Genomic DNA, 23762 nt, shown 5'->3' with positions numbered 1-23762 from the left:
TACCTCACCGGCATCTTCCGTTTTCAGCAAAGCCCGTTCCCGTCCCGCCACGCCTGCGCGAGACGCATCGTCAACGCGACGCTGCCCACGTTATATCCGGCGCACGCATACAGGCCGATATCGCGCGGCTGCGTCGCATCGAACAACACCATCAGCGGCAGAGCGGAAGGATCGACATACATGCGACGAGCCAGCCGCTCATGAATCACGTCGAAATCCGCGGAAACGCATCGCATCTTCGGCATCGCCCTCATCACCGTGCGCAGCATGCCGTCAATGGAAGCGCCGGAATCCAATACGGCGACGATATTCAATGACGATTCCCGCAAGGCGGGGGCCGCCGCCAGCATCTCATTCAAAACATGCGCGGTGGGCTCCGCGCCCAAATCCAACAATGCCAGCAATGTCGGGGCGTCGCTTCGCGAATCGGCTTTGCGAAGAAGATCATGCAATCGCGCATCGTCGACTTCAATACGGACGAACAGATCATTCGTATCGGCCTGACGATACGTCAATGATATTGGCTGGTCGCAAGCGGCGGCATCGCTGGGATCATCGATATGCATATCCCAGGCGCGCGCCAGCTGGCCGCCATTCGGCAGACGCGTCGACGTGACGACACGATATGCGCCGGCGGGCATCAGCCAATCGGCGGCGTCGGCGGTGCCCGTCAAATCGGGCGACAACGGCAGGCAGGAACGCCACGCCAATGCCCCGGCGTCGTCGTGTACCAAACGCGAAACCGCCCAATGCACGGCATAATCATCATGCGGCGCGTTCCCAAGCGGCAGCATTCGGCAGGCAACGCCGGCGGCATCGGCAAAACCGGCGCCATCCCAATATTGGGCGCGCAACGTCAACGCATTCAGACGGGCGGGTATGCCGAACGTGCGCGCGCATTGCACGAACGCGACCGCGCGGGACAGGGGAGTGGCCACGCCGAATTCCAGCATGGTGCGCACATCGAATATGAGCTTCGGCGACGCCTGATCGTCGACCGGATGCGTGGCCTGGGACAGCCAATCCCACCACAGACGGGGATCGCGCCGCGCCTCATCGATATCAGGCGCGTCATAGTCGGCATAATGTTCGCGCAGCCATGTGCGGCATGCTGTCAAAGGTTCGCAATACACGCGAGGGCCGGCATACAGCTGCGGAGCCGGCGACGGCGCATCGGCCTTGTCGTCGCCAACCGCGACGCCATGGCAGTCGGCGCGGGCGTCAAGGCCGTACATGCTGCGCGCTTCACGCATCGACTGCAGAAAATCCTCCAGAACATCCGCATCGCAATCCGCATAATCCTTGCCGGGCAGCATACGAAGCAGCTCAACACGGTCAGGCCGCTCGTCGCGCTGCACAAAACGGATGATCTGCCCGAAATTGCCGGCGCTCGCCTCAAGAATATGCAGCAGCCCATCCGAACGGAAAGCTTCCGGCAGCCGCCGCCAGGCTTCATGCGCCTGCCGGCGGTACGCATGCAGACGGGCCTGGCGGCGGCGCTCGCAATCTTGAGCGCGACCTGATGCGACGGCTCGCTGCCGCGATGAGGGAACGGTATGCGGCTGCGGCGCGTCGACGGGAGCCATGACGTCGAAATCCGCGCAGGGCGGCGTCGTGGCATCGGCGGCATTTTGCGTGATTTCGTTGGCGGCGGCCTTGCTGTCAGCGTTCCCGTCGCAGGCGTGCAGCGTGATCGTAAGATGCTGCGGCGTATCGCTCTGCGGGCACGCCATCATTTCGCCGTACCATTGGCCGTCCTCGCCGGAAGCGGAAAGCATGACCGTGCCGCAGCCCAACGTAAGCGATGCGCGGCCTTCCCCGTCACACCGCACGGTGGCCAAAGACTGCAATCCCGCCATATTCAGCGCATAGCAGGACACGCTCGCATGCGGCAGGGGAGTCCCGTCCGGCCCCGACACCAGCACATGCAGCACGCCCACCGGCGCATAGCGGGCGGTCACATTATGCAGCAGCACGCAGCCTTCACGGCCGGCGTCCGTCGTGGCGTCAACCGTGCCGCACGAATAGTCGGAAAACAGGCGCGTATGCACCAGCAAGGCGCGGGCGGAGGCATTGGAAAACCAGCCGTCGTCAAGCACTTCCTCCGGTTCGCATGCGCCCAGGTAATGCCAGCGCTCGCCATCCCACACTTCGACCCAGGCATGATTGTCATCGCAATGCGCCCACCACGGCGCATACACCTGCCGGGCGGCGACGCCGATGGAACGCAGCGCGGTGACGGCGAACGACGACTCCTCGCCGCAACGGCCCACACCACGCCGCCATGCGCCAAGCGGGGAGATCGTGCGCTCGTCGGAAGCCTGATATGTGACCTGGGACGCGCACCAATAGTTCGTATCGAGGATGAGCCGTTCCAGATTTGCGGGGGAGTCTGTGGCGGCGTGGCAGTGTGGCGGCTCTTGCATGTGCGGCATTTGGCTGTGCGGTGCATGGTCGTGCAGTACTTGGCTGGGCAATACTTGGTCGCACAACTGTTCGAAAAAGACCGGGCGGCAGTCCTCCAGACGCTCGTCGTTGATGCGCGGCGCCAGCACGAAATGCACGAAGACGTCTTCGGGCATGGACCGCGTCCACGGCATGGAGGCGCGCAGCATCAGAGCATGATCGGCATAGGAGAGCAACGTGTCGAACGGCGTCGACAGCACGTCCTGCAACGGCATCGTGCCCAGCAGATACCGCATAAGCGTCAGACGGTCGCCGGTCAACGTTTCGGCGCGGTTCTTGACTTGCGTCGGCAGTATGCCAAGCCGGCGCTCATAATGACGGTCGGCATACTCCCGCAGCCGGTCGGAACATAAGCTGGTCACGTGTTGCCCCCTGCATACTCGTTTTCGAACAATGATAGAAGCAAGGTCGGTAAGGTGCCGCCGCGCGGCGGTTCGGTACGGGGTGGAAATGCGAGATTCATCAGCTTCAATCGTTCGCGGATGTCTGCGATTGGCCTAATTTCCATATTGTTTAGATTCAGTGGGCACTTTATGCATTCAGTGGGCACCTGAATCGCGGCACGTTTCAGGCCACAGAACTGCAATTCCTTGTATTTCCTTATATCCCTGTCTGAAGGCTTTCAAAACCAGGTGCCCACTGAATGCAAAAAGTGCCCACTGAATAGCGGGTTCGGTGATTTTGAAGGTCTGAAGAGCTGAAAATGCCGCAAACATGTCAGATGCTTACGCTGATGAAAGGTGATGAGGTGGTCGAGACGATCGAAACATTGCCCAATAAGCGTCTGTTCTTCAACCGTCGGCATCATACTGTCACTGGTATTGTGCACGCTTCGCCGGCAGATCATGTTCGTCGCGTTCGTGCACGGCGCCCCCCTGCACATACGGTATGGCGTCGCCTCGATCGTCACCTTCGGCCTGTGCCTGACGTCGGCCATCGCCTCATCGGCGGCGCTTCATGACACATTCTGCGCGTTGGTCGTTTCCTTGGCGTTCGCGGCCGCCACCATGACGACCACGGTCGTCTATGATTCGCAGCTCCGCGCGGACAGCATCAAACATCCCTGACCTATTCCGAGTCATTCGTCCGCAATCTTCATCACAATCCCAAGAAAGGAAACGCCATCATGTCCGCAACGGCACTACAGACATCCGGCGCAACGCTATCCGTCCGTAATCTGTCCAAGCGTATGGGCGAACGTGTCCTATGGTCCGGATTGGACCTGGATTTCCATCCCGGCAGCATGACGGCCATCACCGGGGCGAGCGGCTGCGGGAAAACCACATTGCTCAACGTCCTCGGCCTTCTGGAACCACCGACCGAAGGCGTCGTCGCTTACGGCTCATGGAATCTTACGGATGGCGCCGCGCGGGCCCGACGTCGCATGCATCGCGACGTCATGGGCTTCATGTTTCAGAACTATGCCCTCGTGGAGCAATGGACCGTCGCCAAAAACCTGCGGCTGGCCTTGCGTTGCGGCGGAGTGCCGGCCGCCATCGGACGGCAGCGCATACGTCGCGCCCTGCGTGACGTCCATCTGGAGAACTACGGGAACCGTCTTGTCTATACGCTGAGCGGCGGGGAGCAGCAACGTGTCGCGATCGCACGCATCGCCATCCGCTCTCCGCGCATCGTTCTCGCCGATGAGCCGACCGCCGCGCTCGATGCGGAAAATCGTGCCACGGTCATGCGTCATCTGCGCGATTTCGCGGACGGCGGCGCAATCGTGGCATACACGACGCATAACGAAGGGGATGCGGCGGAAGCCGACCGGATCATCGACCTGTCGGCATAGGCGCGGGTCGACGGCGGGAGCCTGAGCCCGCGACCGGCCGTCCGGTCTTTCGGAAACCGTCGGATGCCGCGTCCCGCATGCCCTGCCCGGATGCCGTGCGCCTGACGATCGTCTCGCCGCAGCAGGCGGATCGTGTATTGCCGGCGGCCTTCCCCGCAACGGCGTCCTTCACGGCGCAGGTGCGGGCGATCGGGCATCCCACGCATTTGATGCCGTTCCTTTTGGAACGGTAGACGTATCCGCCGGCCGCGAGCACGATGACGGCGATGATGAGGGTCAGAACGATGTCGATCATGCCGCCTTGGCCCCTTCCAACGCGTATTCACGGGCGATGTTCCTGTCGGCGTTCACGCACAGTCCGGCGATTACGGCGACGAACGCCAGCACGGCGACCAGTCCCGGCACGAATCCGGGGCCGGTCGCGCCCGTGGTGATGAGCGTGCCGATCTGGTAGACGAGGAATCCGACGGTGTAGCCGGTGCCGAGCTGCAGTCCGATGCCGCCGAAGAGCCACTTTTTGCTGCGCAGTTCGGAGTTCATGGCGCCGATGGCGGCGAAGCATGGCGGCGTGTACAGGTTGAACATCAGATAGGCCAGCGCCGCGACCTTGGTGATGGCGAGGACGCCGGAGACCTGGGCGCCGGCGCCCTCCACCATGGCCAGCTCCTCGGTGTCGATGAGGTTCTCCAATCCCACGAAGCAGACCGCCAGCGTGCCGACGACGTTCTCCTTCGCGATGAAGCCCGTCACGGCCGCCGCGGCGAGCTGCCAGCTGTACACGCCGACGATGGGCACGAGCAGATGGGCGAAGGGGGAGGCGATGGAAGCCAGAATGGAATCGCCTGCCGATTCGGCCACTTGGAAATTCCATGTGAACGTCTGCATGATCTGCACGGCGGTGTTGCACAGCAGGATGATGGTGGCGGCTTTCACGATGTACGCCCAGCCGCGCGCGCACATGGCCTTGAACGCGAACTTCGGTGACGGGATCTTGTATTCGGGCAGTTCGATGATGAACATCGGCTTGCGGTTGCGGTATCCGGTGATCCTGCCCACCAGCAGCGCGCCGAAGAAGATCAGCACGATGCCGGTGACGTACATGATGAAGCTGACCCAGCCTGCATCGTCGAAGAACGCGCCGGCGAACAATGCGATCACGGGGATCTTCGCGCCGCAGGGCATGAAGGGCGTCAGCATCGCGGTGGCGCGGCGTTCCCTTTCGTTGCGTATCGTTCGGCTCGCCATGATGCCCGGGATGGCGCAGCCTGTGCCGATGACGAAGGGGATGACGGATTTGCCGGAAAGTCCCACCGTCTTGAAGATGGGGTCGAGCACGACGGAGACGCGTGACATGTAGCCGCAGTCCTCCAAAAGCGCGATGAGGAAATACATGACCATGACCAGCGGGAGGAATCCGATGACGGCGCCCACGCCTCCGATGATGCCGTCGGCGAGCAGGGCCGTCAACAGCGCATTGGCGTCCGTCAGCAGGCCGGCCACGTATTCCTGGAAGGCCGTGATCCACGCCGTCAAAGCGTCGGCGATGAACGGGCCCACCCAGACCTGTGAGATCTGGAATACGAGGAACATGACCAGGGCGAACACGGGTATGCCGATGAACCTGTTGGTCAGGATCGAGTCGATGTCGTCGTTGATGTTGCGCTGGTGGGCCGGGGTTTCACTCCGTTCGACGTCGCCGGCCAGCGTGTTGACGAAGTCGAAGCGCTGCCGGTCGCTCCGTTCCACGGCTTGCTTGTCGGTAAGGTCGATGTCGCCCTCGACGAACGGTGCCGCCGGTCGTGGCCTGCCGGCGACGGAGACCGCCGCGTCGATCGAGGCCTGCAGTCCTTGCCCGGTCGTCGACACGGTTTCGACGACGGGACATCCGAGCCGTTGCGCCAGCGTCCTCACGTCGATCGCGGTGTGCTGTCTGGCGCTGACGTCGCTTTTGTTGAGCGCGACGACCATCGGGATGCCCAATTCCAGGAGCTGCGTGGTGAAGAACAGGCTTCGGTTGAGATTGGTGGCGTCGACGATGTTGATGATGACGTCCGGCCGTTCATGTCTGACGTATGCGCTGGTGATGCTTTCCTCGGAGGTGAACGGCGACATGGAATAGGCGCCGGGAAGGTCGACCAAGATCAGTTCCTGCGCGTCGCCCTGATACGATCGGCGTACGGCGTGCTCCTTTTTGGCGACGGTGACGCCCGACCAGTTGCCGACTTTTTCGTTGCGCCCGGTCAACGCGTTGTACATGGTGGTTTTGCCGGAATTCGGATTGCCGGCCAGTGCGATGCGCATAGTGCTCTCCTGGAGGTATGACGGATCCCCGCTGCCGTTGCGGCGGCGGTCGGATGATGACGGAATGGTGTCGGAATATGAGGGTGGATTCGCGTCGGTCCGCGGTCGCGGTCAGACCTGGATCAGCGCAGCCAGCTGGCCGTCGATGCCGTATCGTCCGTTTTTGACGGCGATCACGCATCCGCCGCGGCGACGCGACACCACGGTGACGGGTTGCCCCACGTAGCATCCGAGCGAGAGCAGAAAGGAGAGCAGCTCGTCGTCATCGCTGTCGATGGCGCGAACGACGTACTCTTTCCCCTCCTCGGCGTCAGCCAACGTCATATCCACATCCTTCATCTGCTGTCGGAAACGAATCATGCATGCGCGGAAGGTGTGCGGCGCCATCCACGCATGGCGCCGCACACCTGTTCGTATTCATTGCACATTGCCGGTGGGGAAAAGTCAATACCCCAGCCGAAAAATTTCTGCATGGTGGGACGCGGCCCGGGGCGCATAGCCGCGCCGGACCGCGTTCGGCGCACGGGGGAAACCCAAGTTCGCACACGCCACTAGAATGGTGAAGGTTTAAGCGTAGCCGTAGCGCAGAACAGTAAGGCGTGGCGCAGATACAGAGGAGCCGTATGTCATTCGAACATCCCAATCGCGAAGGCCGGAGCATCATCGAAGTCGAACGTGACATCATGAGCCGTCCGCCGGAACACAACACCACCAATCTGGATCTTGACCGCATGAATCTGATGCTGGACATTCTGGGACACCCGGAGGAGTCCTTCCGCGTCATCCACGTGACCGGCACCAACGGCAAAGGCTCCACGGCACGCATGGCCGAAGCCATCTGCCGCGCCTACGGCATGCGCACCGGCCTGTACACGTCGCCGCATCTGGAACGCATCAACGAACGCATCGCCATCGACGGGCAGGCGCTGTCCGACGACGACTTCGTCGACGCGTGGGATCAGGTCAAGGACCTGGTCGGCATGGTCGACGCGAAAATGGAGGAGCTCGGCAAGCCGAAGATGAGCTTCTTCGAAGTGCTCACCGCCATGGCCATCTGGAAATTCGCCGACGCGCCCGTCGACGTGGCCGTCGTCGAAGTCGGCATGGGCGGCGCCTGGGACGCCACGAACGTGCTCGACGCGGACGCCGCCGTCATCGGGCCGATCGACATGGACCACATGCAATGGCTGGGCGACACCGTCGAACAGATCGCGCAGGAGAAGGCCGGCATCATCAAGCCGGACTGCACCGCCGTCATCGGCCCGCAGCCGCACGAAAACGAAGTGATGCCCATCATCGGACAGGCCGCACGGGAAAACCATGCCACGCTTGTACGCGACGGCTACGAATCCGAAGTCGTCTCCCGCATGCCGGCCGTCGGCGGCCAGGTCGTCACGCTGCGCACGCCGAACGGCACCTATACGGAGGTCCCGGTCGCGAAATTCGGCCGGCATCAGGCGCATAACGCGCTCGCCGCGCTCGTCGCGTGCGAGGCCGTCATCCCGGTCAACGGGCCGCTTGACGGCGACGTCGTGGCAGAAGCGCTGTCCGGCGTGAAGGTGCCGGGACGCATCGAACAGATCCGCACGTCGCCGACCATCATCCTCGACGGCGGCCATAACGTGAACGCCGCCGAAGCCCTGCGCGCCGCGATCGAGGAGAACTACGATTTCCAGCAGCTCGTCGGCGTCGTCGCCATGATGGGCGACAAGCAGGTCGAGGAATACCTGGGCGTGCTCGAACCGCTGCTCAGCCATGTGATCGTCACCGAGAATTCGTGGCGCGAACGCGTCATGCCCGCCGAAGAGCTGAAGAAGATCGCCGACGGCGTGTTCGGCCCGGAACGCGTGACCTGCATTCCCGAACTGCCCGACGCCATCCAGGAGGCCGTCAACATGGTCGACGCCGAAGACGAATCGGGTGTCGGCTACGGCCACGGCGTGCTCATCTGCGGCAGCTTCGTCACCGCGGGCGACGCCCGCACGATGCTGAAGGAACGCATCAACCCTGATCTGGCCAAGCCGAAGTCGGAGCGCGTGTAGACCATATGTATCTGAAAGAACTCACCCTACGCGGTTTCAAATCGTTCGCCTCCGCCACGACCCTGCGATTCGAGCCGGGCATCACCGCGGTCGTCGGCCCGAACGGTTCCGGAAAATCGAATATCGTCGACGCACTGGCCTGGGTCATGGGCGAGCAGGGTGCGAAGAACCTGCGCGGCACCTCCATGGAGGACGTCATCTTCTCCGGAGCCCCGGGCCGCGCCCCATTGGGCCGTGCGCAGGTGTCGCTGACCATCGACAACAGCGACCGCACGCTCGATATCGACTATACGGAAGTGACGATCTCGCGCACCATCTTCCGTAACGGCGGGTCCGAATACGCGATCAACGGCACGCCCTGCCGGCTGCTTGACATTCAGGAACTGCTGAGCGATACGGGCCTCGGCCAGCAGATGCACGTCATCGTGGGCCAAGGCCGTCTGGACGCCATCCTGCAGGCCGATCCGAGCGGGCATCGCGCGTTCATCGAAGAGGCGGCCGGCATTCTGAAGCATCGCCGCCGCAAGGAGCGCGCGTTGCGCAAGCTGACGAGCACGGAAGCGAATCTGAGCCGCGCCGACGACATGCTGCGCGAACTGCAGCGCCAGATGGGCCCGCTCGGCCGGCAGGCGCGCGTATGGAAGCGCGCCGAAACGATCCGCCTGACCATGCGCGATGCGCAGGCCCGCATCTGGGCCGACGACGCACAGGCGGCGATGCGCAATCGCGAACGAGTGGACGGCGACATCGCCGCCGTACGCGCGAAATTGCAGCATCAGCAGCGTGAACTGGCCGATCTGCGTCTGAGCATCGAACGTTTGGAGGCTTCGAGCGCGAAGGCCAGCCCGGAAATCGCGCAGGCGAACCGCATGCTGCAGGAGCTGACGCGCATCCAGGAACGACTGCGCTCGCTGGCCGAGCTGGCGAAGGAACGTTCCGGCATGTTCGTCTCGCAGATCGTCACCGATTTCGGCGAAGACCCGGCCATGCTCGAAAAGCAGGCGGAAGAGGCCGCGCAAGCCGCGCAGAACGATCGTGCGCAGGTCGAAACCGCGAATGCGGAGGCGCGGAAGGTCGCCGAGCGGCGCGTGCAGATCGAACAGCGTCTGGCGCAGGTGCGCCGCAGCATCGGCGAATTGCGGCAATTGGCGAAGCAACGCGACGATCAGGCCGCGAATCTGCGCGAACTGATGACGCGTGAGGAATCCGCGCATCAGCTTGCGCGGACGCGTGCGAACGATCTGCAGGCGCGCCGTGATGAATTGCGGCATCAGTTGCGGCAGCTGAAGGCTCGCGGCGAGGAATTGGCGGCACAGCGTCGCACGCTCGCCGACGATGACGGCGCAGCGCTTGAGAATGCCCGAAAAACGTTGGAAGAACGCCAGTCGGCGGCGCATGAGCTTACGGCGCGGCGCAGGCAGTCGGAAAGCCGCATCATCGCGTTGCGGTCCAAGGCCGATGCGATCGCCGACACCTTGGCCGGCCGCGACGGTGCCGGCGTGTTGGATGAATCCTCCGGAATCGACGTGCTGGGGCGCCTCGCCGAATGCATTCACATCGAAGAAGGCTGGGAAGAGGCCATCGCCCGCGCTTTGGACGGTTATGCCGGCGCTCTGGTCGTGCCGGGAAAGGACGATCTGATTCGCGCCATGCAGCAGATCGGGCAGTCCGGTTCCGGCAGAATCGCAGTGCTGACGCCAATGCAAGGCGTCGCCGCGGACGATGACGGCGCCGATGGCGGCATCGTCGGAACCGTCGCCGCCCGCACCGGCGCGGCATCCGATATCAATGCCGCATCCGCGTTGATTCGGCCAAAGGACGGCGCCGATCCATCGTTGGCCGCATCGGTCGTGAACGCGGTGCGCGCGCTGCTCGCCGACGTCGCCGCCGTCGCAACGCCCCAAGAGGCGGCGCGGGCCGTGGGCGACGGCTGGCATCGCGCCATCACGCGCAACGGCGAAGTCTTCACCGCAGGAGTCGCCGCATATGGCGGCGCCGCCGCGCAAAGCGACCTGTCGCTTGCCGCCCGCCGCGACCGCGCCCTGCAGGAGGCGCAATCATTGGAAGCATCGTCGCGGGATCTGCAGACGCAGTCGGACGCCGCCGAACGGGCCGTCGACGATGCGCGTCTGCAGGTTGAATCGGAGCGGACGAAACGTTCGGAAAACCGTTTGCGCATCCGTCAGATGGAGGATGCCGCGAAGGACTTGGCGGAAGGCATCGAAGACTGCGATCGCAAGATCACGGTGATCGAGACGGGCATCGCGCGTTCCCATGAGGAGGCGCAGTCGCATGCGCAGCGTTTGGAGGAATTGCGGATCGCCTGCGACGCGTTGCGGCAGCCGCGGCATGATGCGGGCGACGCCGACGCCTTGACGGCGCGGCAGCAGGAGCTGGAGCGGTCGCTGAATCAGGCGCGCGAAGAGGAGGTCGCCGCGCGGATCGCATTGAACGATGCGACGCATAAGGCCGAGGCGTCGCGCCGTGCGGCGGACGGGCTTGCCGATAGGGCCGCCCGCGCAGCGCGCCGGCGCGAGCAGACGGAACGATTGAACGAGGAACGTCGCGTCAATGCCGCCCGCGCGCGGCTTGTAGCGCAGGATGCCGCTGAAACGGCGGATGTCCTGAGCCGGCGCATCGACCGGGTGATTGAACGCCGCGACAGGCTGCAGCGGGAATCGGCGGGCCATGACGCCGAATTGAAGACGCTGCGCGAACGCCGCGACGTCGTGGAACCGCAGGTGGAACGTCTGCGCGTCGACGAGCATGAACTGGCCGTGGAACGTGAACGCATCCATGCCGACTATGATCGTCTGGCCGAACAGGTCGCGGGGGAGATGGGCTACGATTTCGACCAGTTGGTGGCCGAATACGGCCCGGATCAGCCGGTGGCGCCGATTCCGACGGCCGATGACGCGCAGCCGGCCGTGTACGTGCGTCAGGAACAGGTCAACCGTCTCAATCAGGCGAAACGCGATCTCGACAAGCTGGGCAAGGTCAACCCTCTGGCCGTCGAGGAGTTCGAGGCATTGGAGGCCCGCGACCGGTATCTGAAGGCGCAGCGCGACGACGTGGCGAAAAGCCGCGACGATCTGATGAGCCTGATCCGGCAGCTGGACGAGCGGATGACGCAGACCTTCCAGTCCGCGTTCGATGATGTCGCCGAAGCCTTCGAGCAGGTGTTCGCCACGCTGTTCCCCGGCGGCAAGGGCCGTTTGCGTTTGGAGAATCCCGCGGATCCGCTGACCTCCGGCGTGCTGGTGGAAGCCAATCCGGCCGGCACGAAGGTCCGCCGCCTGAGCCTGCTGTCGGGCGGCGAACGTTCGCTGACCGCATTGGCGCTGCTGTTCGCCATCTTCACCGCACGTCCCAGCCCGTTCTACGTGCTGGACGAAGTGGAGGCCGCGTTGGATGACGTGAATCTGACGCGCCTGCTGACCGCGCTCGACGACCTGCGCGATCGCGCGCAGCTGATCGTCATCACGCATCAGCAGCGCACGATGAGCATCGCCGACGCGCTGTACGGCGTGACGATGCGCGCGGACGGCGTCACCGCCGTGGTCAGTCAGCGCCTGCGCAGCGAATGACGGACCGACCGCAGCGTTCGCAGCGCCGAATAGAAGGTTTTCTTCACGGGGATGTCACGCGCCGGCGCAACCTGCGTGACATCTTCGGAAAACTTCGTTTTGAACGTGTTCAGCGAAGACAGTGACGGCGCGAAATCATTGCCGATGCCCATCAGGTCGATCTGCGTGCAGCCGCGCTCGCCCAGCGTGCAGCAGATGGTGTACAGCAGCTTGTCGGGCACCTGCTGGCGCATGACTTCGGTGCGCATGGACGCGTAATAGTACACGGCATGGTCGCCGCTGATCGTGACGATCGACCAAGCGACGACACGTCCGTCGATGCGCGCCGCGAAAACACGGCAATGATCCGGTCCAAGGGCCTCGATCATGTCGGTATAGTCGCTCATCGGAGCGGGGGCGAAGCCGTCGCGCTGCGCGGTTTCGACCATGACCTCATAGAACGGCGAGAAATCGCGTGTGGCGGTCCGTGTCTCATCCGCGCATTCGGCGGGGCTTTCACGCAGGGCCTTGCGCACATCACGGCGGCCGCGCTTCTTCATGCGGGCGAGGATCTGCTCGTCGCCGCCGGTCAGGTCGACGACGACGGTTTCGTTGTAAGGAATCGTCGACAGCACCGGGAACGTGCCATCCTCATACCATGTATCCAGACGCAGGAACGCAACGTTCCTGTCATGCTCGCGAACATATCGCACGATCGCGTCGACGACCTCGCGTTCCTCCGCTTCGTTCGGCTTGCCGTCCACCCAGACCGGGCCGTGCATGGAACGCAGATAATGGTAGCCGTGCGTGGCATAGTCGATCAGCGACAGCATCGCGACGACCTGGCCGTCGCGCTTGGCCAGCAGGCAGCGCCATGGGGTGCGGCCTTCGACGTCACCCTGGAATTTCGACCAGACTTCGGTCTGTTCGATGGGCAGCGTCACATCATGGTCCGCGGCGGTCTGTTCAAAAAGCGTGAAATCGGTGTGTTCAATGGCGATCATGCTGTTCTCCTTGGTCCGATGCCAGGAATTCGTATGTTTCCGAGTGTACTTGCTTGCTGGGCCGGGGCTGCTCCGCGGCCGCCATGCGTGCGCCGGCTGGTCCGATTCCGTGGATCATACGCCGAAAACGCGCATGACCACGCGGTCGTCGCCTTCATACGGCACATGCTTGTTCAACGCTTTGATCCAACGTTCGTCGCCCTTGCCGATGATCAGCACGACATCGAACCGGCCCTCGTCCGCACGGGCCTCTCTCAGTGCGGTTTCGACGGCCTGCGTACGGTCGAGGATGATGGTCGCGGCCAGATCCGGGTTGGTGACGTGGCCGAGCATGTCGTTGCAGATGTCCTCGACCGGTTCGGTATCGGTGTCCTCATAGGTCAGGATAAGCCGTTCGATGCGGTATTGGGCCGCTTCGACGATCTCCTTGCGGCGGTCGAGCGCCTTGTTCCCCGCCGATCCCGTCACCAACGTGATGCGCGGCTCACGGTCGGCATACCGCTGGTCGACGTAATCAAGCAGCGCCGTCGTCGAAAGATAGTTATGCGCATAATCGACGATCGCGAGCGTATCGGACTGCGGGTCGGCGAACTGTTCCATACGACCCGCGATACGCACCGATTCCATCGCCTGCAGCATCTGCGCGTCGACGGCATCGATTCCGGCGGCGGAGAGGATGGCGACCGCGGCGGCGGCGTTCGCATAATTGAAATCGCCGTCGACCGACAGGCTGATCCGTCCCAGATCACGGCCGTCGCGTTCCAAAGCGAACGCGGTGTGGGCGTCATCGACAGGACGCGCCGCGATATGATGCGCGGTCGCGGCATCGGATGCAGCGCCATTGGCGGCGTCGTCGACCGCAAACGTCGTCACCGGGATATCGCAGCGGCGCGCATCCTGCAAAATCAGATCGGCATGCCCGAAACCGGCGCCCAGCACCAGCGATTTCGCGTTGCGTACGATCTGGCGTTTGCAATTGAAATAATCCTCAAAAGTGGGATGCTCGATCGGGCTGATATGATCGGGCGACACATTCAAAAAGGCGGCGACGTCAAAGGTGAGGCCGTGTACGCGATTGACCTTGTAGGCCTGCGACGAGACCTCCATCACCAGATACCGCATGCCGTTATCGACGGCGTCGCGCATCATGCGGAACGCATCCATCGATTCCGGCGTCGTCAGATCGGATTCGCTGTAGGTGCGTCCGTCCAGGCAATTGTCGACCGACGAAAACAGCGCGGCCCTGCCGTGCGAATACGCATTCAGCAGCGCATGCGTGAAATACGCGGTCGTCGTCTTGCCTTTGGTGCCGGTGATGCCGATGACGGTCAGCTCATCCTGCGGGCGGCCGTAGAATTCCGCGGACAGCAGGCTCATCGCCTGCTGCGCGTTGTCGACGATCAGGCCGGGAGCGGCGGTATACCGCGAAAAATCCGTTTCGGCAACATACGCCGCCAAACCATGCGCGTCGATGTCGGCGAGATATTCGCCTTTGAAACGCCCCTTGCAGCACAGCAGCGTGCCGGGCGTCACATGCCTGGTGTCGTAGGTGATCGCGGCGAACGGCGAATCCGATCGTGCGATATCGGACGCGTTCATGGTCCAGACGTCGCCGTGGATGATCTCGCGCAGCAGATGATGCGCGTCCAGCAAAGCCGCGGCGGATTGCAAAGTCAAAGGCATGCCATGTCTCCCTAGTTTCGTACCGAATAGCAATTCTACAGTCCCGTATGTGCGTGTCCTATGATGTGCGCCGCCAAGTACCCCGCAAAAATACGAAGCCCCGATACAATAGGGATTCGTGACGAATGAGCAGACCGAGACCATGGCGCATAAACGAGCGCGGTTTGAACGGTTGGCCATGCCTGCCGTCGACGCATTGTATCGGCAGGCCATGAAGCTGACCAATAATCCCGACGATGCGCAGGATCTGGTGCAGGACACCTTCGAAAAAGGATTCAAATCCTTCGATTCGTTCGCGCAGGGAACGAATTTCGAAGCCTGGATGACCACGATTGAACGCAACACGTATTTCAACCAGTACGCCAAGGCGAAGCGCCGCCCGCAGCGCGCCAACGATTCCACCGGCGAATACGATGACTGGGATATCTATTCCGCCTCCGGGCACACCGGTGAGGGGCTGAAGTCCGCCGAAGACATATATCTGGACGGATTCGCGCCGGAGGAGATCATGGCGGCGCTGGCGAAACTGACTCCGGAACGCCGGCAGGTGTTCATCGACGCGGCGATCGACGGCAAGTCGTATCAGCAGGTCGCCGACGAGCAGGGCGTGAAGATCGGTACGGTGATGAGCCGTCTGAACCGTGCGCGCACGCAGCTGAAACGTGAATTGGCGGCGTATGCGAGGGAGCGCGGGTACGGAAACGCGTCCCGGAGAGGCGCGGCGGCGGGTTCACTGTCCGCGAATTCCCCGCGCGCGGCAAACGGCGATAATGGAATTGATGAGGCGCAGTCGGCAGACGATGGGAAGGAGCGGTCATGAAGGGCCCGATCGAACGATGTGAGCATGTCCGCATTATTCAGCGCGATTGCGATGGCGTCACGCGCGCCGAAGTGCACGTTTCCTCGACGACATACGTCGATTCCGCCGATTCGCCGGCTGATTCCCGCGCAGTCATCGTCGCCGACCCGTGTGCCGACGTCGCCGCCGCTTCGCGCGCGGGCTTGCATGATGATTGCGCCGAGGCCGCCGCAGGCCACGGCGACTGCTTCGACCCCGAGACCTGCTGCGACGAGCGTGAACGTGCGTTGATCATGATGATGCGGGCCTTTTTGCGGCCCGAACAGGCGCCGGACTGCTTGTTGGAGCGTCTGAAGGCGACGCTGGACCATTGCTGCTGCGAAGATCTTTAAGCAGTGATGCCGGTCGGATGCCGGTTGCGGTGCCGGCCGTGACGTCGGCCGGCCTGCCGGACGGCGGGAACAAGGCCGATGCGAAGATATGACGGTGAAGATGCGGAAAGCCCCTCGAAATGATGTTCGAGGGGCTTTCCGATATGCTTTTCCGTTGTTTGGTGGATCACCACCGAAACAAGGATCTCAGCAATTCGGGCGCTTGCCGTGGTTGGCGGCCTTCTTGCGACGATCCTTGCGCTTGCGTCCGCGCATGCCCATGATGGACTCCTTTACTGACGATTAATAAGCCTTCGGGATTATCGCACATCGACAGGACGTTTTACAAGTCGGGCCTGCCGATATGCGTCGCCGATGCGTCTGCGACGTGTCGACGACGCATCGACGACGTTGAAATCCTAGTCGACGACCGCACCGAGGAACAGCGACGTGGAGGTCGTGTCGCCCGGTGCGATGACGATCAGCTCATTGCCGGTGTTGAACGCGTTCGCATAGGCGGTCTGCGGTTCGACGGCCACGCCCGCCGGATGCTGCCATGCCGGGAATCCGGTGCCGGTGCACACCTGGAAGGAGGTGATGGTCTCATCGCCGCCGATGCGGACCTTCAGGCCGTCCGGGCGAGTGAAGACGGCGGTCACCGTGCCGTCTTCGTCATGATGCAGGTCGGTCCAGGCGTCATCGAACGGCTGCTCGGTGAGCCTGACGTCGTTGCGCAGGTCGTACTTGGTGCCGTCGACCGGCTCGGTGCCGGTCGGGATCAGATTCTCGTCAACGGTGACATGTGTGTCGGCCGGCAGGCTCAGGCTGCACTGCGCATTGTGACCGTCGATTTCGTCGCCGTAGCCGTTCAGGCCGTTGGCCAGCCACGGATGGATGGCCAACGCCCACGGGGCGCGCTTGTCGCCGTTGTTGTAGGCGCTGATGGTCAGGTGCAGGCCGTCTTCGGCCAGCGTGTAGGCGGCGGTGACGATCAGGTCGAACGGATAGCCCGCCATGTTCGGCACGCGCCAGCTCAAGGTGACGGAATCCTCGGTCAGGCTTTCCAGCTTCCAATACGAACGGTAGCCGTAGCCGTGAATGGCGGTGTTGCGGTCATGCTCATCGATCGGCAGCGTGTAGGTGGTGCCGTCGAAGGTGTAGACGCCGGCTTCGACGCGGTTCGGGAACGGCACCAGAATCTGGCCGTGGCAGCAGGAGACGAGGTCGTCGGCGCCCAGCGCGACGATGAGGTCTTCGCCCTTGTAGGTGAGCTTGCGCAGCGTCGCGCCCAGCTCGGTGACGACGGCCTTGTAGTCGCCGAAGGAAATCGCGTACTGCTGGCCGGTGCGGGGAGGCAGAATCGACATGATGATCACTCCTATGTTGTGTTGTGTCGTCCGATCGCCGTTGACGTCATGGTATCGCCGACAACGACTGTTATCGCTCACAATAATGGTACGCAATATTCCGGATGAAGCGTGTCATATCGGTCGTGCCATGCCGTCCGCTGCGTGTTGCCGTATTGCCGCGTCATCATCGTATCGCGCCATCGCTTATCGCATCGCCGCATGATCGCATCGCCGTACCGTTGCACTGCTATATCGTCGCATCGTCTGCGGGCGTATCGCGGCGAACGATCCCCCGTCTCACGCTACTATGGTCGGAGACGATGACGAAAGGACGACCGATGGGCAGCATCATTCTGGCCGATCCACGCGGCTTCTGCGCCGGCGTGGACCGCGCGATCCTGACCGTGCAGACGATCCTCAAAACAGCCGGCGCCTCACGGCCGGACGGTCTGCCGCCGGTATACGTGCGCCGGCAGATCGTGCACAATCGCCATGTCGTGCAGGATCTTGCCGGGCAGGGCGCCGTATTCGTCGAGGAGCTGGACGAGATCCCCGATGAGGCCGTCGCCGCGGGCATCCCGATCGTGTTCTCCGCGCACGGCGTCTCTCCTGAAATCCGCGCGCAGGCCGATGCCAGGGGCATGCATATCGTCGATGCGACCTGCCCGCTGGTCAGCAAAGTGCATCGCGAAGTGCTTCGATTCGTGCGCGAAGGCTACGAGATCATCTATATCGGCCATAAAGGCCATGACGAGGCCGTCGGCGTGGTGGGGGAGTCGCCGGAGCATGTGCATCTGATCGAACATGCCGGCGATGTGAGCGCGCTTGATTTTGACGAATCGACGAAACTGGTGCTGCTCACGCAGACGACGTTGAGCGTCGACGAGACCGCGGACACGATCGCCGCATTGCGGGCGCGTTTCCCGTGGCTGCGGATGCCGCCGAACTCCGACATCTGCTATGCGACGTCGAATCGGCAGGCGGCGGTCAAATTGGTGGCCGAACGCTCCGATTGCGTCGTGATCGTGGGGTCTGCGAATTCGTCGAATTCCGTGCGATTGATGGAGGTCGCGCAGGAAGGATTGAACGCCCGATTCGCCGACGCGTCCGCGCCTGCCGAGGTGGCTGGCGCCGCCGAAGTCGCTGATGATGTCTCTGACGATGTCGCGGACGTCGCCGCGGATGCCGCTGGAGTGGCCGCTGCCGGCGACGAGACCGCGGCTGCCGGCAGCCCTGCCGATATGCCGGCTGAAGCCTCCGCTGCAGCACGGCCCGGGGCCTGCGGGCGCGCATATCGCGTCGACGACGCGTCCGAATTGGATCCTGCCTGGTTCGAAGGAGCCGAGACCGTCGGCGTCTCGTCGGGGGCGTCGGTGCCGGACGAACTGGTGGCTGGCGTCATCAATACGTTGAAGCGGTGGGGATACGAGCGCACATCCATTGTCGAAACGATCAAAGAGAACATGCATTTCGTATTGCCGGCGGAATTGCGCCGCTGATCCTTCATTGTATGCGAGAAGAGGCCTGGAACGGCTGATACGCGGCCGTCCCAAGCCTCTTCGACGTTTTCGGCAGGATGATCGATCGTTGCCGTGGTCCCACGGATCAGTGGCCCACGGGTCACCAGGTGCCGATGGGTGCGGCGATGCCGTCCAGCACCTTCAGCAGATCGTCGGGGCTGATGCCGATGGAGAAGCCTCGCTTGCCGCCCGACACCAGGATCGTGTCGAACCGCAGCGCGCTTTCGTCGAGCACCGTCCTATGTTTGGTGCGCTGGCCGAGAGGGGAGATGCCGCCAACCACATAGCCGGATTCGCGCATCGCCACTTTCGGATCGGCCATGGCGGCCTTCTTCGCGCCGACCGCCGCGGCCAGCGCCTTCAGATCCATGTGCCCGCTGACCGGAACGACTCCGACCACACGCTCCCCACCGGTGTCGGCCATCAGCGTCTTGAATACCTGATGCTCGTCGAATCCCAGTTTCGTGGCGGCTTCGACGCCATAGCCGTCATCCATATGGTCATTGGAATGCTCGTATTCGTATACGGTGAACTCGATGCCGGCCCTCTCCAGCTCGACCGTCGCCGGAGTCGAGCCTGCGCCCTTCTTTTTCTTAGCCATAAGCCCCCATCATAGGCCGCAGATGTTTCCTGCGCCCGTTGCGCCGCCTGCACATGCGGCTTGCGGTCCCTGTTTCGGTCCGTTCCCCGGATCCGCCGAAGGGAGGATCGGCATGAAAAAGGGCTCCACGGTCACCCGTGAAGCCCCTGACGCTAGATTGCCGTGGGAATCAGCAGATTCACTCGGAGATCTCGGCGAAGTACATCAGCGTACGCACCATGTTGGAGGTGAAGCCGTACTCGTTGTCGTAGAAGGCAACGGTGCGGACCATGGTGGTGCCGTCCACTTCGTTGACGTCGGTCTGGGTCGGATCGAAGACGCCACCGTGGGTGTCGCCGACGATGTCGCCGGAGACGATGCCATCCTCGTTGTAGCCGTAGTATTCGCAATCAGCGAAAGCGGCCTTGAAGGCGGCGTTGATCTCGTCGGCGGTGGCCGGCTTCTCCAGAACGGTGGTCAGCTCGGTGATGGAGCCGTCCGGAACCTGGATGCGCTGGGCATGGCCCTGCAGCTTGCCGTTGACTTCCGGCACGACCTTGCCGATGGCCTTGGCGGCACCGGTGGAGTGCGGAATGGTGTTGACTGCGGCGGCGCGCAGGTCGCGGCCGTTCTTCTTGCCGCGCGGGCCGTCGAGGATCATCTGGGTGCCGGTGTAGGCGTGCACGGTGGTCATGAAGCCGACCTTGATGCCCCAGTTGTCGTTCAGCAGCTTGACCATGGCGGCCATGGAGTTGGTGGTGCAGGAGCCGGCGGAGACGATGTTGTCTTCAGCCTTCAGGATTTCGTGGTTCACGCCGTACACGACGGTCGGGGTGGTGGCGTCCTTGGCCGGAGCGGAGATCAGGACCTTCTTGGCGCCGGCGTTCAGGTGAGCCTGGGACTTCTCGGCGGAGGTGTAGAAGCCGGTGCATTCGAGCACGAACTCGACGCCGTCGTTCTTGACCCACGGGATGTTGTTCGCATCCGGCTCGGCGTACACCGGGTATTCCTTGCCGTCCACCACGATGGCGGAGTCGGTGGCGGAAACCTCGACCGGGGTGCCGTCGACATGCTTGAAGGTGCCATGGGTGCTGTCGTACTTCAGCAGGTAGGCGAGGGCCGAAGGCGAAGTCAGATCGTTGATGGCGGTGACTTCGATGTCGCCGGCCTGGCCGCCCTTCTGCTGCAGTTCGAAGATGCGACGGAAAGCGAGACGACCGATACGACCGAAGCCGTTGATACCAATCTTAACTGTCATGTAGTTCTCCCTTAGGGATCCGACCTCGCGCGTCGGATGACGCATTGAGGCCATTTGTTACCAACAATCCATACTTTAGTGCGCTACCTGTACTTCGGGCAACGTTTCGCGGGGTGTTTCCCGTGTTGCGGCCCGTATTTGCGTGAGCGCTCACATTGTTTTCCGGCTGTTTTCGATGATTTTCTGATGACGATTTTCGGATGAGGCATTCAGGATGGCTTGCCGGGAATCATCCGTCATTCCGGCATCGCGGCCTGTCCCTGCCGTTCCTTCCTCCATGATCGCGACAAAGCCGCCGACGTCCGCGTCGGCAGAACGCCCAGATCCCCGGTAAACGCATGCCGATGCGTGATCGCGGGCAGCGGCGCCTCACTGGGGAACGTGACGATCAGCGTCCCCTCGCGCACGCCGATCAGAGCCGGCGTATCGTGAAGGAATTCATTGCTGACGCCATTGACCTGCACATTGCTCATCGTCGCATCATCAAGCTCGTATTTCAAACCGGCCTCGCAAACGCCGAAGGCGTCGCGATCATGGGCGAATACCGACACCATGCGTCCCGGCGCCACCGTATTGGCGGCAAACCGCATCTCGCCGTCACACAGCGCGGTCACGATCTCATGATCGCCATGCAGGAACCCTGTCCCGCCATGCTGCGCCAGCAACGCCATCAGCTGAATATTCGAAATCGTATGGTCGATGCGCCCGCCCAGCGCGCCGTGGATATGGAAGACGCGCGCGCCCTGCGCCCAACCGATCTTCAACGCCGACAACAGGTCGGGATCGTCCTTTTCCGGCGGCAACACGATCGTGCGCGTGCCGTACGCGGACTGCCGGCTGCCGATCGAATCGAAATCGCCGACGACGACGTCGACGTCAATGCCGTATTCGCGGGCATGGTCGAATCCGCCGTCCGCCGCGATCACATAGGCGTCCTCGGGAATGCACGGCGTTTCGTCATAGTATTCGCCGGCTGCGAAAATCACGCAATTCGTGCAGGAATCTGTCATACCAGCCAAGTATAGGTTCGCGGATCCATCCGGGTGGTCATATCGCCGATTCCAGCCGGGAAACCGGTATAGTGCACATCGGAAGGATGCGATAGGCGATGCCTTATGCGACGTCATGGCAGGGAAGGCGGAAGATATGGAAACGGGCGACAATCGGAAAACACAGGGCGAAGACGCTGCGGCGCCTGCGAATGCGGCGTCCTGCGAAGCTACGGCCGCGGACGCCGTGGCGGCGCGGCCGATCCTGCGTTCGAAAGCGTTCCTGTACATCACGGAATTCTTCTCCGGCATGGCCGTCATGGCCGCGGAACTCGGCGCCTCCCGACTGCTGGCCCCCTATTTTTCGAGCTCGCAGATCGTCTGGACCATCATCATCGGCACCATCATGATCGCGCTCGCATTGGGCGCGGTCTTCGGCGGTCGCTGGGCCGACAAAAACCCGAATCCCGACAAGCTGTACGGCCGCATCCTTATCGCGGGCGTGTGGATCGCGCTGATCCCGCTTGTCGGCAAATACATCATCATCCTTGTCTCAGGCCTGCTGATCGTGACCGTTTCGACGAACTTCCTGATCATCGCGGCCTTCATCAGCTGCATGGTCATCTTCGTGCCGCCGCTGTTCCTGCTGGGCACGGTCACGCCGGGACTGAACAAATTCGCGACCGACTCGCTGGAAGACAACGCCTCCGTCGTGGGCCGCCTGTCCGCATGCAATACGGTCGGCTCGATTCTCGGCACCTTTCTGCCGACCTTCGTCACGATTCCGGCCGTCGGCACTTTCGTGACCTTCCTCATCTTCTCCGGCCTGCTGCTGGCATTGCCGATCGTGTATTTCCTTTCCGCGAGGATCCGCCGGGTCTCCTGCGCGGCCGCGGCCGTCATCTTCGTGATTTCAGGCTGCCTGTCGCCCATGACGGGCTTCGCGTTCTGGGAGAACGGCTCCACGATTGCGTATGAGGGGGAGTCGATCTACAACTATCTGCAGGTCAGGAATCTGCCCGACCGGACGATTCTGTCGACCAACGTGCTGTTCGGCGTGCAATCGGTGACGATGAAGGATCCCGGATTGACGGGCATGTATTACGACACCGCGCTGGCGGCGCCCGCATTGGCCGACCATGCCGACACCGCCCTGATCCTGGGCATGGGCACGGGCACGTATGCGCGCCAATTGCGCCAGTATTATCCGGACATGGAAGTGACCGGCGTGGAAATCGACGAGAAGATCACGCAGCTGGCGGGCGAATATTTCGACGAGCCCGACGACATCCAGGTGAGCACATATGACGGCCGCGCCTGGCTGGCGGCAAGCGACGACACCTATGACGTGATCATGGTCGACGCGTATCAGGACATCACGATTCCTTTCCAGATGAGTTCGACGGAATTCTTCACGATGGTGCGCGAGCATCTGAATCCGGGCGGCGTCATGGTGGTCAATATGAACATGATCTCCGACGGCGAGGGGTCCATCAACGAGGCGCTGACCGACACCATCGTGTCGGTGTTCGGGCGGGATGCGGTGGCGACGGCGGATGTGCCGAATACGACGAACCGCGAATTGTTCGCGAAGAAGCCGGGCGATGACGTGGCTGGCGGCGCTGCCGGTTCTGTTGGTTCTGCCGGTTCTGCCGGCGCGCTCGCTTCGACGGAGGCCTCGGCATTGTACGGCGTCACATTGGAACGCACCGGCAGCTACGAGCTGGGGGATGCGTTGCGCGACGTGGCCGCCCGTTTTACGTCGGTCGATGATATCGACGGGCATTCGACGGTGCTGACCGACGACAAGGCGCCGGTTGAGGTGCTGGGCATGCGCGCCATCGATCAGCTGATCGCCGAACAGGCGGGGCCGTATCGTGAGATCCTGAAAACGGAGGGCATTGCCGGATTGCTGAAGGCGGTGCAGTAAAGACGATGCGAGCGATGCCGCCGTCGGATGCTGTGGATGCGGTGGATGCAGCGGGTGCGGTGGATGCTGCGGGTGGCATGAATGGCGTGAACGCTGCGGGGCTCGGATG

General features: G+C 62.8%; 18 protein-coding genes and 1 pseudogene. 8 read left to right on the top strand and 11 right to left on the bottom strand.

Annotated features, from left to right (window positions below; translation table 11 throughout):
• Positions 1–23: 23 nt before the first annotated feature.
• Positions 24–2828 (bottom strand): transglutaminase domain-containing protein, encoded by a 2805-nt coding sequence (locus tag AC1AX7_RS01120; protein ID WP_476508260.1) that lies wholly within the window; start codon positions 2826–2828, stop codon positions 24–26.
• Positions 2829–3311: 483 nt separating this feature from the next.
• Between AC1AX7_RS01120 and AC1AX7_RS01115 the strand changes: the two genes are divergently transcribed.
• Entirely contained in the window at positions 3312–3533 is a 222-nt protein-coding gene (locus AC1AX7_RS01115) for a hypothetical protein (protein WP_476508259.1), read from the top strand.
• 59 nt (positions 3534–3592) lie between these two features.
• Positions 3593–4261: an ABC transporter ATP-binding protein gene (locus AC1AX7_RS01110; protein ID WP_476508258.1), complete on the top strand. Its 669-nt coding sequence runs from the start codon at positions 3593–3595 to the stop codon at positions 4259–4261.
• Here AC1AX7_RS01110 and AC1AX7_RS01105 read toward each other — a convergent pair.
• The 3 genes from AC1AX7_RS01105 to AC1AX7_RS01095 form a co-directional block, all read right to left on the bottom strand.
• Positions 4242–4556, bottom strand: a complete 315-nt coding sequence (locus AC1AX7_RS01105; RefSeq protein WP_476508257.1) for a hypothetical protein — start codon at positions 4554–4556, stop codon at positions 4242–4244. The genes AC1AX7_RS01110 and AC1AX7_RS01105 overlap by 20 nt on opposite strands.
• Positions 4553–6562 carry a ferrous iron transporter B gene (gene feoB / locus AC1AX7_RS01100; protein ID WP_476508256.1) on the bottom strand — a complete coding sequence of 670 codons (2010 nt, stop codon included), beginning with the start codon at positions 6560–6562 and terminating at the stop codon, positions 4553–4555. The genes AC1AX7_RS01105 and feoB overlap by 4 nt, the downstream gene beginning before the upstream one ends.
• 111 nt (positions 6563–6673) lie before the next feature.
• The gene (locus AC1AX7_RS01095) at positions 6674–6886 is read right to left on the bottom strand and encodes a FeoA family protein (protein ID WP_476508255.1); all 213 of its coding nucleotides are present in this window, start codon (positions 6884–6886) and stop codon (positions 6674–6676) included.
• Between the two features lie 299 nt (positions 6887–7185).
• Here AC1AX7_RS01095 and AC1AX7_RS01090 point away from each other — a divergent pair.
• Both AC1AX7_RS01090 and smc read left to right on the top strand, forming a co-directional pair.
• A pseudogene (locus AC1AX7_RS01090) lies at positions 7186–8601 on the top strand (bifunctional folylpolyglutamate synthase/dihydrofolate synthase); the annotation flags it as partial.
• Positions 8602–8609: 8 nt separating this feature from the next.
• Entirely contained in the window at positions 8610–12191 is a 3582-nt protein-coding gene (smc, locus tag AC1AX7_RS01085) for a chromosome segregation protein SMC (protein ID WP_476508254.1), read from the top strand.
• Here smc and AC1AX7_RS01080 read toward each other — a convergent pair.
• Together AC1AX7_RS01080 and AC1AX7_RS01075 are read right to left on the bottom strand one after the other, a co-directional pair.
• The gene (locus AC1AX7_RS01080) at positions 12170–13174 is read right to left on the bottom strand and encodes a lipid II:glycine glycyltransferase FemX (protein ID WP_476508253.1); all 1005 of its coding nucleotides are present in this window, start codon (positions 13172–13174) and stop codon (positions 12170–12172) included. The genes smc and AC1AX7_RS01080 overlap by 22 nt on opposite strands.
• Positions 13175–13288: 114 nt before the next feature.
• Positions 13289–14857 (bottom strand): UDP-N-acetylmuramoyl-L-alanyl-D-glutamate--2,6-diaminopimelate ligase, encoded by a 1569-nt coding sequence (locus tag AC1AX7_RS01075; protein WP_476508252.1) that lies wholly within the window; start codon positions 14855–14857, stop codon positions 13289–13291.
• A gap of 142 nt (positions 14858–14999) precedes the next feature.
• Here AC1AX7_RS01075 and AC1AX7_RS01070 point away from each other — a divergent pair, with 142 nt between their 5' ends.
• Entirely contained in the window at positions 15000–15677 is a 678-nt protein-coding gene (locus tag AC1AX7_RS01070) for a sigma-70 family RNA polymerase sigma factor (protein WP_476508251.1), read from the top strand.
• A complete protein-coding gene (locus AC1AX7_RS01065; RefSeq protein ID WP_476508250.1) occupies positions 15674–16048 on the top strand; it encodes a hypothetical protein in 375 nt (124 codons plus the stop codon). Before AC1AX7_RS01070 ends, AC1AX7_RS01065 begins: the two co-directional genes overlap by 4 nt.
• Positions 16049–16234: 186 nt before the next feature.
• Here the strand turns inward: AC1AX7_RS01065 and AC1AX7_RS01060 are convergent, their stop codons facing one another.
• Positions 16235–16309, bottom strand: coding sequence for a 50S ribosomal protein bL37 (locus AC1AX7_RS01060; RefSeq protein WP_476508394.1), 75 nt, complete (start codon positions 16307–16309; stop codon positions 16235–16237).
• A 137-nt stretch (positions 16310–16446) separates the two neighbouring features.
• On the bottom strand, positions 16447–17394 hold the full coding sequence (locus AC1AX7_RS01055; protein WP_476508249.1) for an aldose 1-epimerase family protein: 948 nt from the start codon (positions 17392–17394) through the stop codon (positions 16447–16449).
• 320 nt (positions 17395–17714) lie between these two features.
• Between AC1AX7_RS01055 and ispH the strand changes: the two genes are divergently transcribed.
• Complete coding sequence (ispH, locus tag AC1AX7_RS01050) at positions 17715–18875, top strand: 4-hydroxy-3-methylbut-2-enyl diphosphate reductase (protein ID WP_476508248.1); 1161 nt, start codon at positions 17715–17717, stop codon at positions 18873–18875.
• 121 nt (positions 18876–18996) lie between these two features.
• On the opposite strand, the gene ybaK is transcribed toward ispH, so the two are convergent.
• The 3 genes from ybaK to AC1AX7_RS01035 form a co-directional block, all read right to left on the bottom strand.
• Positions 18997–19497 carry a Cys-tRNA(Pro) deacylase gene (ybaK, locus tag AC1AX7_RS01045; RefSeq protein WP_476508247.1) on the bottom strand — a complete coding sequence of 167 codons (501 nt, stop codon included), beginning with the start codon at positions 19495–19497 and terminating at the stop codon, positions 18997–18999.
• A 178-nt stretch (positions 19498–19675) separates the two neighbouring features.
• On the bottom strand, positions 19676–20734 hold the full coding sequence (gap, locus tag AC1AX7_RS01040) for a type I glyceraldehyde-3-phosphate dehydrogenase (RefSeq protein WP_476508246.1): 1059 nt from the start codon (positions 20732–20734) through the stop codon (positions 19676–19678).
• A gap of 236 nt (positions 20735–20970) precedes the next feature.
• Positions 20971–21744 carry a thiamine diphosphokinase gene (locus AC1AX7_RS01035; protein ID WP_476508245.1) on the bottom strand — a complete coding sequence of 258 codons (774 nt, stop codon included), beginning with the start codon at positions 21742–21744 and terminating at the stop codon, positions 20971–20973.
• A 136-nt stretch (positions 21745–21880) separates the two neighbouring features.
• On the opposite strand from AC1AX7_RS01035, the gene AC1AX7_RS01030 reads away from it, so the two are divergent.
• A complete protein-coding gene (locus AC1AX7_RS01030; RefSeq protein ID WP_476508244.1) occupies positions 21881–23653 on the top strand; it encodes a spermidine synthase in 1773 nt (590 codons plus the stop codon).
• The last annotated feature ends 109 nt before the right edge of the window (positions 23654–23762 follow it).

The organism is Bifidobacterium sp. LH_449, from assembly GCF_056356755.1.
The sequence above is the reverse complement of the archived record's forward strand: the minus strand, read 5'-3'. Positions and strand labels throughout refer to the sequence as shown.